Source organism: Sphingosinithalassobacter sp. CS137, assembly GCF_014334115.1.
In the GTDB taxonomy this organism is placed as follows: Bacteria; Pseudomonadota; Alphaproteobacteria; order Sphingomonadales; family Sphingomonadaceae; genus Sphingomonas.
The window spans coordinates 130,379-145,701 of the sequence record NZ_CP060494.1; the positions used below are offsets into that span (position 1 = coordinate 130,379).

The window sequence follows — 15,323 nt, forward strand, 5'->3', positions numbered from 1 at the left end:
AAACGGTTCTCGGGGGTTGAGGCACCATGGCTGAAGAAAACGACCACGTCGAAGTGAACACCGACCGAGCTCGCGCCGGCGCGACACCGGGGATGACTCGCTATATCCTTCTATTCTCGATGATTTTGATCGTCGCGCTCTTCGCTGCCTTGCTCTGGGTGTGGTAGCGGCATCCCGGATGCCCCTGGCATCCGCCGACACATCCACCATCTTGGCCTCTCGACAGGGGGCGCGCCACAGCGAACGGAATGGCATGAAACGATCCGAACAGGCCGAGGATATGCGCGCCGAGCAGGACGCGGAGGAGAAGACCGAGCACGTCGCGCTCTCCGATCCCGAGTTCAAGAAGCAGCTCGCGATGGTGATCCCGCACCTGCGCGCCTTCGGGCGATCGCTGTCGGGCAGCCGCGACCTGGCCGACGATCTGGTGCAGGAGACATTGCTGAAGGCCTGGGCGGCGCGCCAGCGGTTCCAGGCAGGCACCAACATGCGCGCCTGGACCTTCATCATCCTGCGCAACCTGTATCTCAGCCAGATGCGGCGCGCCCGCTTCAAGGGCGAGTGGGACGATCTGGTCGCGGATCGGCTGTTGGCCGCGCCGGCAAGCCAGGATCGGCACGTCGAACTTTCGGACATGCAGCGCGCGCTGCTCCACCTTCCGCAGCCCCAGCGCGAAGCGCTGATCCTGGTGGGTGCGGGCGGCTTTGCCTATGAAGAGGCGGCCGAGATCTGCAATGTGGCGGTCGGCACGATCAAGAGCCGTGTGGCCCGCGGCCGCGTCGCGCTCGACGCGCTGCTGACTGACGGCCAGCTCCCTTCGCGGCGCGATTCAGCCGGAAACGCCGACAATCTCAGCGCGCTCGATTCGATCATGGGCGAAGTGGATGACCTCAGCCGCGACCGTTGAGGCCGTCCGCCAAATCCGTGGGTGCGAACCGGTGCGCTGAGGCGCACTGTTGTGTCAGTGCGAGGAGTGGGAGTCGTTCCGGCCGTTCAGCTGCCTGAGCAGCGCGGCCATGTCGTCCGGGAGGCCATATTCCTGATCATAGGCGTCGCGCAACGCAAAGCCGATCGCGTCACCCGCGCGCGGGGCCCGCACCTGATAGCCGGATGCCTCAGTGGCCTGTCGGGAGTTTGAACGTGCCATGTTCCTGAAAACGACTAAATTCGCGATTTGTTGCTTGACTTGTAAGAAAAGCCGAGTCGCAAGCGTAATCAGTACATGCCGGTGACACTCGTTTCGCCAGCCCTTGCCGATGCCGTACATCGCGCCCGGGAATATGCGCCATTCCTTGCGGCTACGCTGGGCCTCGAATCTCATATCACTGAAAATCTATCGGAATTTCTAGATGATCCCTGGGTCGCGATCGAGCGGGCGGTGCCGATCGAGCCGATTTCGGCACGGTTGCGAATCGAGCGGCGGCGACTGGCGCTTCTGGTCGCGCTCGGCGACCTGTCGGGGCGCCATGACCTGACTCGAGTGACGACGCTGCTCAGCCGGTTCGCCGATCGCGCGCTCGACCTGGCGATCCGCACCGCGATTTCCGAGCGGACACCCGATGCGGCATTCGGCGGCTTCGCCGCGATCGCGCTCGGGAAGCTCGGCAGCTGCGAGCTCAACTATTCCTCCGACATCGACCTGATCCTGCTCTACGATCCGGCAACGCTTCCCTTGCGGCCGCGTGAAGCGCCCGAGGATGCGGCGGTGCGGATCGCGCGCCGCGTGCTCGATCTGCTGCAGACCCGCGACGGCAACGGCTATGTCTTTCGCGTCGACCTGCGCTTGCGGCCCTCGCCGGAAGCCACTCCGATCGCGCTGCCCGTGGATGCGGCGATTTCCTATTATGAATCGCAGGCGCTTCCCTGGGAACGCGCCGCCTTCATCCGCACGCGCGCCGCAGCCGGCGACATCGCGTTGGGCGAGCGCTTCCTCGATGCGATCCGGCCGTTCGTATGGCGGCGCGCGCTGGACTTCGGGACGATCGGGGAAATCCGCGCAATTTCGCACCGGATCCGGGATCACCACGCCCAGGGGCAGGCGTTCGGCCCCGGCTTCGATCTGAAACGCGGGCGCGGCGGCATTCGCGAGATCGAATTCTTCGCCCAGATTCACCAGCTGATCCACGGCGGGCGCGACCCGGCGCTGCGCGTTCCGGCGACGCGCGACGCACTGGCGGCGCTGGCCGACGCCGGATGGATCGATGGCGATGACGCCGGTGCACTGTCAGCCGCCTACACCCAGCTCCGCACGATCGAGCATCGCGCGCAGATGGTGAACGACCTGCAGACGCATCGGATTCCCGAGGACGGGGCAGCGCTGGACCGGCTGGCGCATCTCGACGGCCTCGCCGATGGGGACGCGCTGCTGGAGCTGCTGCGCCCGCATGTCGAGCGGGTAGGCCGGATCTATGATTCGCTGGCTGCCGATGCCGATCCGCGCCTGCCGAACGATCCGCAGCTTCTGGAACTGCGGCTCGGAGAATCGGGCATCGGCGACGTCCCGACGGCGCTGCGGCTGATCCAGGGATGGCGCGCGGGCACCTATCCAGCGCTGCGCAGCCCCGCGGCGCGCGAGGCGCTCGAAGCCGTGTTGCCCGGGCTGATCGAGGCGCTGGCGGAGGCACCGGCGCCGGATCGGGCGCTGGTGCGCCTCGATGCGCTGCTCTCGCGACTGCCCAGCGCAATCAACTTCTTCCGCCTGTTGGAGGCGCAGCAGGATCTGGCGCGCCTGTTCGGACGCATCCTCAGCCATGCGCCCACGCTGGCCGAGGCGTTGGGGCGGCGCGTGGAGCTGCTCGACGGGCTGATCGACGCCAGCGCGCTTGAGCCGGTGCCGCCGGTGGAAACGCTGGTGACCGAAATGCGCGGGCAGGATCGCAACGACTATCAATGGCTGCTCGATCATGTCCGCCGTGTGGTGAACGAACGGCGGTTCGCGCTGGGCACGCAGATCGTGGCGGGAGTGAGCGATCCGCTGGAGGTCTCGGCGGGTTATGCCCGCGTCGCCGAGGCGGCGATCGAAGTGCTCGCCGACGCGACGATCGCGGAGTTCCGGGAGGCACATGGTCAGGTGCCCGGTAGCGAGCTGGTCGTGCTGGCGCTCGGCCGGCTCGGCGGACGCGCGCTCACCCACGCATCGGATCTCGACCTGATCTATCTGTTCACGGGCGATCATATGGCGGAATCCGACGGACCGAAGCCACTCAGCGCCGTCACCTACTACAATCGCCTGGGGCAGCGGCTGAGCGGCGCGCTTTCGGTGCCGACCGCCTCCGGTCCGCTCTACGAAGTCGATACGCGGCTGCGTCCTTCGGGGGCGCAGGGGCCGCTGGTCGTCTCGCTGGAGGGGTTTCGCCACTATCAGGAAGCGGATGCCTGGACCTGGGAGCATATGGCGCTGACGCGCGCCCGTGCGGTATTCGGATCGCCCGAGGCGCGCGCGGCGGTTTCCGACGTGATCCTTCGCGTGCTCAACGGCGCCCGGCCCGAGCGCGACATCGTGATCGACGCAGCGCGGATGCGGGCCGAGATGGCGGACCACAAGCCGCCGCAGGGGCCGCTCGACGCCAAGCTGCTGGAGGGCGGGCTCGTCGACCTCGAGTTCGCAGTGCACACGTTGCAGCTGCTCCACCGGACCGGGTTCGACCCGGAGCTCGGACCGGCGATCGACGCGCTGGTCGCGGCGAAGCTGCTGGCGCCCAAAATACGCGAAGCCCATGATTTCCTGACCCGGCTGCTGGTGACGCTGCGGCTCGTCGCACCCGACTGTCAGCCGCCCGCGCCGGCAACTCAACGGCTCGTCGCGCGCGCCGTGGGCGCCGACGACTGGGATGCAGTGGTTGCCTCGCTCGAAACGACGCGGCAGGAGGTGCGCCAATGCTGGGCGGAAATCCGCCTGGCCAGCGTGCGGAGCGAATGATGGCGATCGAAGAAGGCGAGCCGATTCCGGCGATCGAGCTGACGGCGGTGAACGGCGAGGCGCTGGTGCTGAAGGAACTGACCGGCCAGCCGCTGGTGCTGTATTTCTATCCCCGTGACGATACCTCGGGCTGCACGCGCGAGGCGCAGGATTTCAGTGCGCTGCTGAGCGAATTCGAGGCGCTGGGGGCAAGGGTGCTCGGCGTGTCGAAGGACAGCCCGATCAAGCACCAGAAGTTCATTTCCAAATACGACCTCACCGTCCCGCTGGCGACCGATGCCAATGGCCAGGCGATGGAGGCATTCGGCGTGTGGGTCCAGAAGTCGATGTATGGCAAGACCTATATGGGCATCGATCGTTCGACCTTCCTGTTCGATTCCGCGGGACGGCTGGTACGCGCCTGGCGGAAAGTGCGCGTGCCGGGCCATGCCGTCGATGTACTGGAGGCCGTGAAGGACCTGGTCGAGGGGCGGTGACGAGCGCGGGAGAAGCTGCGCGCGCGGTTCTGCTCGCGGGAACGCCTGACGCCAAGGTGAAGGCGGCCCGCAAGGCGGCGCGCGACTGGCGGCTGGGGCGGCTGGGGCACCGTTTCGAGGTGGAAATGCCCGAGCAACCCGCGCGCCCTTCGACGCCCGAGCTGCTTCCGCCCAACCGGATGCCCAAGCGCGGCAAGGGCGGCTCCGAGCGGGGCCGGATCGCGCTGATCCACGCGCTCGCGCACATCGAATTCGTCGCCATCGACCTGGCGTTCGACCTGGTCGGGCGGTTCGGCGGGCACTTTCCGCGAGGCTTTACCGACGACTGGATGGCGGTGGGCGGCGACGAGGCGATGCATTTCGCGCTCCTCGAGCGGCGGCTGCGCGCACTTGGCAGCCACTATGGCGCGCTGCCCGCACACGCCGGCTTGTGGGACGCGGCATCCGAGACGGGGCACGATCCGCTGGCACGGCTTGCCGTGGTGCCGATGGTGCTCGAGGCGCGCGGGCTCGACGTCACGCCGGCGACGATCGAGCGCTTCGCCGCAGCCGACGACCAGCCGACGCGGCGCATCCTGGAGCGCATCCTGAAGGACGAGGTTCGCCACGTGCGGGCCGGAACGACCTGGTTCGAATCGCGGTGCAAGGCCGAGAATCTCGTTCCGCACACGCAATGGCAGTCGCTTGTCACTAGGTATTTTCGCGGAGTGCTTAAGCCTCCGTTCAACGACTCAGCGCGCGACTCAGCCGGTCTAACGCGCGACTACTACCAATCGCTTGCCCTACCGGCGGGCTTCGTCCCATGAGACTCCCTACGTTCTGACGCGGAGGGGCTGCTGTCAGGCATTTCGGATTGAGGCACGCGCGAGCGCATCGCCGCGTATGCGTCTATGGTTGCCGGGGAATTATGACCAACGCTTCGACCACCAAAAACGCGAACCTCGCTGCACGGTTCCGCAATTTCTTCACTACCCGAGATTTCATCTTCCACGACGGGCGCGATCTGCGCCGGTTCAGCGTCGCGGGGCGCACTCAGGCACTGCTCGCCGGGATCGCGACGATCACCGTCGCCTTCTCCGCCTATGGCGTGTCGCAGGCGACTGCCGGCGCGATTTCGATCAGCGGCGTCGCCGGCGTCCAGCTGTCGCCGGAAATGCAGGTCGAGCAGATGCGCGCCGAAGTGGCGCGGATGCAGGCCGATGTCGCCGCCGCCAAGGAAGCGGCGCGGGCGCATGCCGCACGGGTCGAGCAGCGCCAGGCGCTGATTTCCGCCGTGCTTTCGGGCAAGGGCGATCCCGAGGTTCTGAACCGGCCGCTGCCTCAGGCGCCGGTGACCGGCGCCGTCACCAGCGAAGTGATCGAGCCGCTGCGCCGCATCGAGCAGCGCCAGCTGGTCTTCGCCGCGCGCGCCCAGGCGGCCGGCGAAGCGCGCTATCAGGAAACGGCGCGCCACCTGCGTCGCCTTGGCCTGCGCCCCGAGCGCTATGTGAGCGGCGCGATGGGCGGCCCCTATGAGCCCGCCGCCGGCGGCGGAAGCGATGGCGAGGCGTCGGGCGGCGAAGCCGAGGCGCAGTTCCGTTCGCTGTTCCGCACCTGGAAGAAGCTCGACGTGCTCGAGCAGTCGGTGATCTCGGTGCCGTCGATGCAGCCGGTCGAGGATCTGGTGTTCACCTCGCGCTACGGCGTCCGCTCGGATCCGTTCCGCGGCACTGCCGCGATGCACTCGGGCGTCGATATTCCCGGCCCGGTCGGCACGCCGATCTACGCCACCGCCGATGGAGTGATCTCGCGCGCCGGACGCGCAGGCGGATACGGCAATCTCATCGAGATCAATCACGGGCGCGGCATCCAGACCCGCTACGGCCATCTTTCGCAGATCCTGGTGCAGGACAATGCGCGCGTGCGCCGTGGCCAGATCATCGGGCTGATGGGCTCCACCGGCCGTTCGACCGGCAGCCATCTTCATTATGAGGTGCGCGTCGACGGCAATGCGGTGAATCCGATCCCGTTCATGCAGTCGGGCGAGTATTTCGCGGCGATCCAGGATCGCACCCAGAACGCAGTCGGCGGCCCCGCCGACTAAATCCGGCGAAACGTGCCAGGAGAGGAGAGGGGCCGCCCAGGCAGGCGGTCCCCTCAACCGTCGCCGGCGCGGTTGCCGAGAGCGATCGTTCCTCCTATCTCCGCCTTATGGCGACGCAGACCCATTCCGACATCGCGTTGACGGACGCTGCCGCGGCCCGCGTCGCGGCGATCGCCCAGAAGCAGGGCAAGCCCGCCATCCTCCGGCTATCGGTGGAAGGCGGCGGTTGTTCGGGCTTTCAGTACAGGTTCGGCTTCGCCGACGCGGTGGAGCCCGACGATATCGTCGCCGAGACCGATGGTGTGCGGCTCGTGGTCGACTCGGTCAGCCTCGACCTCGTGCGCGGGTCGCACGTTGATTATGTCGAGTCGCTGGGCGGTGCGGCGTTTCGCGTCGAGAACCCCAACGCCGCCGCAGGCTGCGGCTGTGGCTCCAGCTTCTCCGTCTGACGCGCACCAAGTTGCGGATCGTCACCTACAACGTCAACGGCATCAAGGCGCGGCTGCCGCGCCTGCTCGAATATCTTGCCGAGCAGAAGCCCGATATCGTGTGCCTGCAGGAATTGAAGGCGTCCGACGAGACCTTCCCCGAGGCCGATATCCGGGAAGCGGGCTATGGCGCCGTGTGGCACGGCCAAAAGAGCTGGAATGGGGTGGCGGTGCTCGCGCGCGACGCCGATCCGGTCGAGCGGCAGCGCGGGCTGGCGGGCGAGGATGAGGACGAGCACAGCCGCTATCTCGAGGCGGAGGTGAACGGGCTGGTCGTCGCGTCGATCTATCTCCCCAACGGCAATCCGAATCCGGGACCGAAATTCGACTATAAGCTGCGCTGGATCGAACGGCTTTCAGCGCGCGCGCGCGACCTGCTTGCCGAGGAGCGGCCGGTGGTGCTGGCCGGCGACTATAATGTGATCCCGAACGACGACGACGTCTATTCGGTGCGCGCGATGGCGAGCGACGCGCTGATGCAGCCCGAGAGCCGCCAGGGATACCGCCGGCTGCTCGCCCAGGGCTGGACCGATGCGCTGCGCACGCGCTTTCCGGGCGGCGGCGTCTGGACCTTCTGGGATTATCAGGCGGGTGCCTGGCAGCGCGACGCCGGGTTTCGCATCGATCATCTGCTGATGAGCCCGCAGGCCGCGGACCGTTTCGTCGATGCGGGCGTCGACAAGGAGTATCGCGGCCGCGAAAAGGCAAGCGACCACGCCCCCACCTGGGTCACGCTGCGCTAGGCGCCAATATCTGGCGCGTTTTACCGTGCTAGATTAGCAATACACATCGTGCGGTGCGCTGAACCATTGAGATTGCGTGCTTCCAGTGTATGGCACGCATAATGCACCTCTGTCGTCGCAGGCGAGACAAGCGCTCGCCTGCGTCAAGGAAAGCAGAGGAGGATCGCATGAACATTGTCGTACGTAGCGTCGGAGCCGCCGCAGCATTCGCTCTCGCGCTGGGAACCAGTCTGCCGGCCGCCGCCGGTCCGCACGATCCGACGGGCAGCGAACGCGGTACCGCCGCCGCGCCGCGCGCGGCCGCGACGCCCGCCGCCGCCCGATCGCTCGAGCCGCAATTCTGCGTCGTCAATCGCAAGGTGAATGGCGTGACGCGCGAATGCCACAGCCAGCGTGACTGGCGCTTCCTGAAGGGCTGGGATCCCGTGCGTCACTGCAACGCCGAGCCCGCCGGCACCTGCACGCGCTCGGACGGTTCGGACTGGCGCGACTGACAAGCCATGCCGGGGCCGCTCCGGTGCGGCCCCGGCAGCTTCCCCGCGTTACATATGATTGAGTGTGCCTGCGGCGATCGGTTTGGCGTAGATCAGATACTCGCGGTTGACCCGGCTGCGGATCGCGTCGGCAATCGCGACCATCCCCTGATTGTCGTCAAGGATCCAGCCGATCTCGCCACGCGTCGCACCATATTCGGAGACGGCGGCGCGACGGATATATTCGATCATCATGAAGGCCAGCTGGCTCGCCATGCGCGAGCTTTGCAGGTGCTTGACCACTCCCATCAGCGGCACGCGCATACTGCGCACCTTCGGCCGCCGCAGCCACAGCAGCAGCTTCGCCCAGCCGAATGGGAGCAGGTTTCCGTTCAGCGGCGCGATCGCCTCGTTGAGATCGGGCAGGGTAATCATGAACGCCACCGGCTCGCCGTCGAGTTCGGCGATCATGATCAGATCCTCGAACACCAGCGGCTTCAGCTTCTTGCCGACGTCGGCGACCTCGGCATCGGTGAGCGGCACGAAGCCCCAGTTGTCCGACCAGGCATCGTTGAGGATGCCGAGGATGATCGCCGCTTCCTCGGCGAAGCGCGACTTGTCGACCCTGCGGACGTTGATCCGCGAATTCTTTTCGCCGGAGGCGATGATCCGCTGAATGATCGGCGGAAACTGCTGCCTGACGTCTAGTTCGTAGGTGAGCAGCTTCTTGGCCGGGGCATAGCCCATGGCTTCGATCCAGCCGGCATATTCGGGCCGGTGATGCCCCATCATCACGACCGGGGCATGATCGTGGCCGCGCACGAGCAGCCCCGGCTCTTCCCACACGGAAAGGCTGACCGGCCCGAGCACGCGTGTCATGCCGCGCGCGGCGAGCCAGGCTTCGGCTTCGTTGAGCACCGCGAAGGCCGCGTCCCAGTCTTCGGCCTCGAACAAGCCGAAGAATCCGGTGCCCGGCCCGAATCCCTGCTCCGGCGGCTGTTCGAGCGCGAGACGATCGATGTGCGCGGAGATGCGCGCGACCGGGCGCCCGTCGCGCTCGGCAAGGAAAAGCTGGGCCTCGGCATGGCTGAACCAGCCGTTCTTCTTGGAATCGATCGTGCCGGCGACTTCGCTTCTGAGTGGCGGCACCCAGTTGGGATCGTCCTGATTGAGGCGATAGGCGAGGTCGATGAACGCCTTGATGTCGCGCTTTCCTGAGATGGGGCGCACGCGCGTCTGAGTGGTCAAGCTGGCCTCGCGTTGATGGAGCGCAATGCAGTTCCGTTTCGCCACTGCATTGTCAAGCGAACGGCTTTTCCGATCACTGTGAACGGCGCAAGCCCCTGCAAATGCCACCATCGTGCCACTATCTGGTGGGAAAAGAGGTGATGATGAAATCGGTAGCACTCGATCTGCGCGAGACGGCGGATCTACCCGAAGCCGTCACGCCGACGGCAAAGCAGCCGCGAATCACGCTTTCGGGTGTGCCGGACGACCGCGCCATGCTGCGCGCGGCCGCCGAGATGACGCGCGACCTGCAGAAGCCGAAGCCCTGGATCTACTGGACCGACTGTTTCATCTCGGCCGCGGTCGGCTATGCGGCGCTGATCGGCGCGATCCTGGCACCCTCGCTCGGCTGGGGGCTGCTCGCCGGGCTCGTCTCGGTGCTGGCGCTCTATCGCGCGACGCTGTTCATCCACGAGATCACGCATCTCAAGCATTCGTTGCTGCCGGGCTTTCGCGTCGCGTGGAACGTGCTGGTCGGCTTTCCGATGATGCTCCCGTCGTTCATGTACGAGGGAATCCATGCAATCCACCATTCGCGCACGCGCTATGGCACGGCGGAAGACCCCGAATATCTGCCGCTGGCGCATATGAAGCCGCATACGCTGCCGGTGTTTCTGCTGGTTTCGGTGCTGATGCCGGTCGGGTTGCTGCTGCGCTTCGGCATTCTCGCCCCGCTCTCGATGCTGTCGCCCAAGCTGCGCCGCGTGCTCGTCGCCAAATATTCGGGGCTGCAGATCAACCCCAGCTATGAGCGCCGCGCCCCCGAAGGCGAATTCCGGCGGCAATGGGCCTGGCAGGAGGCGGGGACAAGTGTGTGGGCGATCGGCGTGATCCTCGCCGTCGCGACCGGGCTGATGCCGCTCCACGCCTTCGCCATCTATATGGGCGTGATCAGCGCCGTGGCGGTGATCAACCAGGTGCGCACGCTGGTCGCGCATCTCTGGGAGAACGAGGGCGAGCCGCTGACGGTCACCGCGCAGTTCCTCGACAGCGTGAACGTGCCGCCGCCGTCGGTGCTGCCCTATCTCTGGGCGCCGGTGGGGCTGCGCTATCACGCGCTGCACCATCTGCTGCCGAGCCTGCCCTATCATGCGCTCGGCGAAGCGCACCGCCGGCTCACCGCCGCGCTGGAAGGCGAGTCGGCCTACCATCGGGCGAACTATCCGCATCTGCCGGGGCTGGTCGGCCGCCTCGCGGCGAGCACGATGGGCGGCGCGCGGCGGGGGTGAGCCGGGCGGCGGCGCCCGGCGGATCGAGCCGTGTAGCGCCTGTCGCTTGAAGCCGATCGTCTGGATCGGTGCCGAACCACCTTCCCGAGACTGGGGAACTGCGCCACAGGCTGAGGGTCGGGCTTCAGAGCGCGGGCCTGTCGGTTGAGGCGACTGCCCCTCCACTGCCTTCCGCGGTCTCCCCCTCCCCTCGGGAGAGAGTCGGGCTTGGCGCTATTCCTCGGAGCGGAGCAGCACCGCTTCGCCGATCATCAGGAACAGGAAGAAGGGCGCCCAGGCGGCGAGGAGCGGGGGATAGGCGCCAAGATTGCCCATCGCCAGCGCGAAATTGTCCGCGACGAAATAGAGGAAGCCGAGTGCCATCCCGATGACGGCGCGCAGGAAGAGCTTGCCCGAACGGGCGATGCCGAACGCCGCCACTGCGCCGAGCAGCGGCATCAGCACCGAGGAGAGCGGCCCCGAGAGCTTGTGCCACAGGGCGCCCTCCAGCGCCTTGGTGGGCCGTCCGGCCTCCTTCAGCTCGGAAATGGCGGCGGAAAGCGCGCCGAACGACAAGCCTTCCGCATTTACCGAAGCCAGGGTGAATCGATCCGGGCTCACGCCTTCGGCGACGCGGGCGGTGCCGACCTGCGCGGTTTCGCCCGAAGCCACGTCGAAGCGCTGCGCACCCTGCACCTGCCATGCGTTCCCGACGAATTCACCCCTCTCTGCCGTGAGGATGGAGCGGAGCTGGTTGTCGCCGCGCTCGTAGATTCGGATGCCGTTCAACTGCGCCGCTTCGCCGCGGCCGCGGATCTGCTGCACCTGGATGAGATCGCCTGCGCTGCGCACCCACACGTTCGAGCGATCGCCGCGATCGATGGGAATCTGGCCGAAATCGACATTCTCCCAGGCCTCGAGCGTGGCCGTGGCGCGCGCGACGATCCGATCGTTGAACGCGAAGGAGATGATGGCGACGCCGAAGCCGGCGAGGATGAGCGGTGCGAGCACCTGATGCGCCGAAAGACCGGACGCCTTGAGCGCGATCACTTCGCTGTTCTGATTGAGCGTGCTGAGCGTGATGATCGTGCCCAGCAGCACGGAAAAGGGAAGAAACCGGGAGATGATCTGCGGCACGCGCAGGCTCACATAGCGCCAGATCTCGGCCTGGCCGTTCTCCGGGTTGGCGAGGATGCGCCCCGATTCGCTCAGCAGGTCGAGCGCCTGGAGCACCAGCACCAACGCCAGCAGAATGGCGAAGCTGCGGATGAGGAACATCTTCGCCAGATAGACCGAGACGGTCCGCGAGGGGAACAACTCGGCCCCGATCATGCCTTCTTCCTCGACAGGCCTGGAATGCGGGAAACGATTGCCTTCACTCCCTTGGCAAAGACCCGTTCGAGCGCGCCGATCGGCTGGCCGCCGGGGACATAGGCCACGGTGTAGTACATCCACACGATCAGCGCGCCGAACAGCGCGAACGGCACCCACAGCGCCACAGCGGGATTGATCAGCCCCAGACTGCCGACCGATTCGCCATATTCACAGACCTTGTGAAAGGTCACGACGATGACGACCGAGAGGAACACGCCCAGCGCCGAAGTCGATCGCTTCGGCGGGATGCCCAGCGCCGCGGCCAGCAACGGAAGCAGGAACATCATGGCGACTTCGGCGAGGCGGAAGTGGAGCTGCGCGCGGCTGGTGGCGCGAAGCTCGTCGTTCGCAGCCGGATCGCCGCCGATCTGCGCCAGTTCGGGCAGCGTTCGCTCGAGATTGTCGTCACCACGCTGCCGGAAATTCTCGAACTGCGGCAGATTGATCGGAAGGTCGTGCGCCGTGAAGGTCAGCACGCGCGGCACGGGGGATTGGCTGCTGTGATGCGCCAGCGTTCCATTGGTGAGACGGAAGATGATGACGTCAGGATCGTCGGTACGCAGGAACGTGCCTGTCTCAGCAGTTACCGCCAGCCATTCGCCATCGCCCCTCGTGGCATGAACGAAGATGCCGGAAAGATCGCGCCCCTCGTTCTGGCTGTCCTCGATGCGCAAGGTCATCTGGTCGCCGAACTGCGTGAACTCCCCGACCTTGATCGATGCGCCCAGTGCGCCCGAGCGCAGCTCGTAGCGCAGCTCCTCGTAGTTGTAGCGGGCGTAGGGCTGGACGAAGCCGACGATCACGAGCGTGAGCGCGGCGAGCGCGACCGTGTACATGTACGGCACGCGCAGCAGCCGCCCATAGCCCATGCCGACCGCGCGCATCACGTCGAGCTCCGACGAAGTGGCGAGCCGGCGGAAGGCGAGCAGCACGCCGAGCAGCAGGCCGATCGGAATGCCGAGGCCGAGATACTCGGGCAGCAGATTGGCGAGCATCCGCCAGACCACGCTCACCGGACCGCCCTCGGTCGCGACGAATTCGAACAGGCGCAGCATCCGATCGAGCACCAGCAGCATCGCCGTGATCAGCAATGTCGAGATCAGCGGAATCGCGATCAGCCGCGCCATATAGCGATCGATCGATTTCATGCGCTGCCCAGGGCACCTTTTGCAGGGGAACGGAACGCACGCCGCGCGCATCGCGGCGCGTGCAGAAGTGGCAAGCCTATAGCCGGGGCAGGCGAGGGCGTCAGCCGGAAAATGGCCGTTGCGGTGCGGGGCCGCGGCTCAGCCATGGGCAAAGCGCCGGCGTGAACCGCGCGTGGAGGGGACAGCCTCTTCGACCGCGCGCGCGAGCGTGGCCATCGTATAGGGCTTGCGCAGCACGGGGCGCCCGCCGAACACCGCGGGATCGGTTTCGCCGGCATAGCCGGTGACGAACAGCACGGCCGCTCCGTCGAGCCGCCCCTCGGCTTCCAGCGCGGCGATCATCTCCGGACCGGTGCGATCCGGCATCAGCACGTCGGATACGATCAGGTCGAGCGCTGCCATTTCCGCGAGCCGCGCCGGAGCTTCGATCGGATTGTCGCAGCCGATGGCGCGATGGCCGAGCTCGGAGAGCGCCTCGACCGTGGCGGCAAGCACGCGCGGGTCATCTTCCACGACCAGAATGTCGAGCGGCCGCGCCGCCGCGACCGGGTCGACAACGGATTCGGGAGTCGCCGGCGTCGCGGTGCCGAAGTAGCGCGGCAGATACAGCGTGACCGTCGTACCTCTGCCGGGCTTCGTTTCGATGCCGATCTCGCCGCCGGACCGGCGCGCAAAGCCGAAGATCTGGCTCAGCCCAAGGCCCGTTCCCTGGCCGACCGGCTTGGTGGTGAAAAAGGGTTCGAACACGCGCTCGAGCACTTCCGGGGTCATGCCGCATCCGGTGTCGCTGACGGCGATGCTTGCGTAATCGCCGGCCGCGCAGCTGCCGATTGCGCCCGCGGCAAGCGTCGCGCCCGCAGTAGCGATCGTCAGCGTGCCGCGCCCCTCCATGGCATCGCGCGCGTTCACGGCGAGGTTGAGCACGGCATTTTCGAGCTGGTGGCGATCGACCCAGACGCACCAGCCGGAGCCGGCATCGTGCGTCTCGACCGAAACGGCATCGCCGAGCGTACGGTCGAGAAGATCGGCCATGCCGCGGATGAGCGCGCCCGGCTCCACCGCTTCGGGCAGCAGCGGCTCGGACCGGGAGAAGGTGAGCAGACGTCGGGTGAGCGCCGCAGCCCGATTGGCGCCTTCCATCGCATTCTCGATGTGGCGCTTCGCGGGGGATTCGTCGCGATCGAGTTGGCGCCGCGCGAGTTCGAGGCCGCCGACAACAACTGCCAGCATATTGTTGAAATCATGCGCGATCCCGCCTGTGAGCTGCCCCACCGCTTCCATCTTCTGCACCTGGCGCAGCCGCGCCTCGGTCTCCTCGCGCTCGCGCGCCTCGGCGCGCAGCTGCGCAGTGGCGGCGGCGACGGCCTCCTCCAGTTCGGCCGAACGGACCCGCTCGGCGACGGCTTCCGCATCGGCTTCGCCACGCTCGCCGAGCACTTCGACCATGAACCATCCGAGCAGCACCGCGCCCAGCGCCAGCAGCAGGCCGAAGGCGGCGAGCGCCCGAGTGGCGGTGCTCGCCTCGTCCACGGCGGCCGCGGATTCGCGGTTGCTCTGCGCGAGCGTGGCGCGCTGCCGCTCGAGAAGGCGATCGAGACCGTCGTTCAGTCGCGTGAGCGCGGGGCTGGAGCGGATCGCGTAATAGCTCCCCAGCGCATCGCTTCCGCGCCGGTGCGCCAGATAGCTCGCGGTTTCGGAAAGTTCGGTGCCGCGTTCGTGAAAGGCTTCGCGGACCTGCGCGATCCGCGCGGCCTCGGCCGGATCGCCGCGCGAAAGCGTCGCCAGCCGGTCGAGCTGATCCCGTGCCTGGTTCCAGGCGTCGCCGAAGCGTTGCCCCATCGCTCGGTCGTCGCTGATCACATAGCGGCCGAGCGTCGCCTCTGCCTGGGCGATGCTGGCCGACAGCGCGGCGGCCCGGATCACCCGCTCATAGCTCTGCGCCTGGGCGGCGATCGCTGCGTCGCGCCGGATTTCGCTGCGCACCTGAAGCACGAACAGCGCCACCAGCAACGCCGTGCCCGCAAGCGCGATCACCGCGAGCGTGGCAATGCGCCGGTTCCGATTGCGAACCGCGCCGGCTTCCGATCCGTGGCTCATCGCTGCAGCAATCTAGATGCTCGCACG

At 67.0% G+C, this 15,323-nt stretch carries 15 protein-coding genes; 10 read left to right on the forward strand and 5 right to left on the reverse strand.

Annotated features, from left to right (window positions below; all coding sequences use genetic code 11):
• Window positions 1-26 precede the first annotated feature (26 nt).
• Both H7V21_RS00620 and H7V21_RS00625 read left to right on the forward strand, forming a co-directional pair.
• Complete coding sequence (locus tag H7V21_RS00620; RefSeq protein ID WP_188054731.1) at window positions 27-167, forward strand: hypothetical protein; 141 nt, start codon at window positions 27-29, stop codon at window positions 165-167.
• A gap of 113 nt (window positions 168-280) precedes the next feature.
• Window positions 281-907 (forward strand): sigma-70 family RNA polymerase sigma factor, encoded by a 627-nt coding sequence (locus tag H7V21_RS00625; RefSeq protein ID WP_188056276.1) that lies wholly within the window; start codon window positions 281-283, stop codon window positions 905-907.
• A 54-nt stretch (window positions 908-961) separates the two neighbouring features.
• Here H7V21_RS00625 and H7V21_RS00630 read toward each other — a convergent pair whose 3' ends face one another.
• Entirely contained in the window at window positions 962-1,321 is a 360-nt protein-coding gene (locus tag H7V21_RS00630; RefSeq protein ID WP_188056603.1) for a hypothetical protein, read from the reverse strand.
• Between H7V21_RS00630 and H7V21_RS00635 the strand changes: the two genes are divergently transcribed.
• The 7 genes from H7V21_RS00635 to H7V21_RS00665 all read left to right on the forward strand — a co-directional run bounded on the left by H7V21_RS00635 (window position 1,223) and on the right by H7V21_RS00665 (window position 8,203).
• A complete protein-coding gene (locus H7V21_RS00635) occupies window positions 1,223-3,919 on the forward strand; it encodes a bifunctional [glutamine synthetase] adenylyltransferase/[glutamine synthetase]-adenylyl-L-tyrosine phosphorylase (protein WP_188054732.1) in 2,697 nt (898 codons plus the stop codon). The genes H7V21_RS00630 and H7V21_RS00635 overlap by 99 nt on opposite strands.
• Entirely contained in the window at window positions 3,916-4,395 is a 480-nt protein-coding gene (locus H7V21_RS00640) for a peroxiredoxin (RefSeq protein ID WP_188054733.1), read from the forward strand. The genes H7V21_RS00635 and H7V21_RS00640 overlap by 4 nt, the downstream gene beginning before the upstream one ends.
• Window positions 4,392-5,201 carry a ferritin-like domain-containing protein gene (locus tag H7V21_RS00645; protein WP_188054734.1) on the forward strand — a complete coding sequence of 270 codons (810 nt, stop codon included), beginning with the start codon at window positions 4,392-4,394 and terminating at the stop codon, window positions 5,199-5,201. The genes H7V21_RS00640 and H7V21_RS00645 overlap by 4 nt, the downstream gene beginning before the upstream one ends.
• A 101-nt stretch (window positions 5,202-5,302) precedes the next feature.
• Window positions 5,303-6,478, forward strand: coding sequence for a M23 family metallopeptidase (locus tag H7V21_RS00650; RefSeq protein WP_188054735.1), 1,176 nt, complete (start codon window positions 5,303-5,305; stop codon window positions 6,476-6,478).
• A 107-nt stretch (window positions 6,479-6,585) separates the two neighbouring features.
• Window positions 6,586-6,927 carry an iron-sulfur cluster insertion protein ErpA gene (gene erpA, locus H7V21_RS00655; protein ID WP_188054736.1) on the forward strand — a complete coding sequence of 114 codons (342 nt, stop codon included), beginning with the start codon at window positions 6,586-6,588 and terminating at the stop codon, window positions 6,925-6,927.
• Between the two features lie 11 nt (window positions 6,928-6,938).
• Window positions 6,939-7,709, forward strand: coding sequence for an exodeoxyribonuclease III (xth, locus tag H7V21_RS00660; protein ID WP_188054737.1), 771 nt, complete (start codon window positions 6,939-6,941; stop codon window positions 7,707-7,709).
• Window positions 7,710-7,876: 167 nt separating this feature from the next.
• Window positions 7,877-8,203 carry a hypothetical protein gene (locus H7V21_RS00665; RefSeq protein ID WP_188054738.1) on the forward strand — a complete coding sequence of 109 codons (327 nt, stop codon included), beginning with the start codon at window positions 7,877-7,879 and terminating at the stop codon, window positions 8,201-8,203.
• Window positions 8,204-8,251: 48 nt separating this feature from the next.
• Here H7V21_RS00665 and H7V21_RS00670 read toward each other — a convergent pair whose 3' ends face one another.
• A complete protein-coding gene (locus H7V21_RS00670; protein WP_188054739.1) occupies window positions 8,252-9,430 on the reverse strand; it encodes an N-acetyltransferase in 1,179 nt (392 codons plus the stop codon).
• Window positions 9,431-9,570: 140 nt separating this feature from the next.
• Between H7V21_RS00670 and H7V21_RS00675 the strand changes: the two genes are divergently transcribed.
• Window positions 9,571-10,698 (forward strand): fatty acid desaturase family protein, encoded by a 1,128-nt coding sequence (locus H7V21_RS00675; RefSeq protein ID WP_188054740.1) that lies wholly within the window; start codon window positions 9,571-9,573, stop codon window positions 10,696-10,698.
• A 213-nt stretch (window positions 10,699-10,911) separates the two neighbouring features.
• Here the strand turns inward: H7V21_RS00675 and lptG are convergent, their stop codons facing one another.
• The 3 genes from lptG to H7V21_RS00690 form a co-directional block, all read right to left on the reverse strand.
• Window positions 10,912-12,009, reverse strand: a complete 1,098-nt coding sequence (lptG, locus tag H7V21_RS00680; RefSeq protein ID WP_188054741.1) for an LPS export ABC transporter permease LptG — start codon at window positions 12,007-12,009, stop codon at window positions 10,912-10,914.
• Window positions 12,006-13,199 (reverse strand): LPS export ABC transporter permease LptF, encoded by a 1,194-nt coding sequence (gene lptF / locus H7V21_RS00685; protein WP_188054742.1) that lies wholly within the window; start codon window positions 13,197-13,199, stop codon window positions 12,006-12,008. Before lptF ends, lptG begins: the two co-directional genes overlap by 4 nt.
• A 138-nt stretch (window positions 13,200-13,337) precedes the next feature.
• Window positions 13,338-15,296: an ATP-binding protein gene (locus H7V21_RS00690; RefSeq protein ID WP_188054743.1), complete on the reverse strand. Its 1,959-nt coding sequence runs from the start codon at window positions 15,294-15,296 to the stop codon at window positions 13,338-13,340.
• Window positions 15,297-15,323 lie beyond the last annotated feature (27 nt).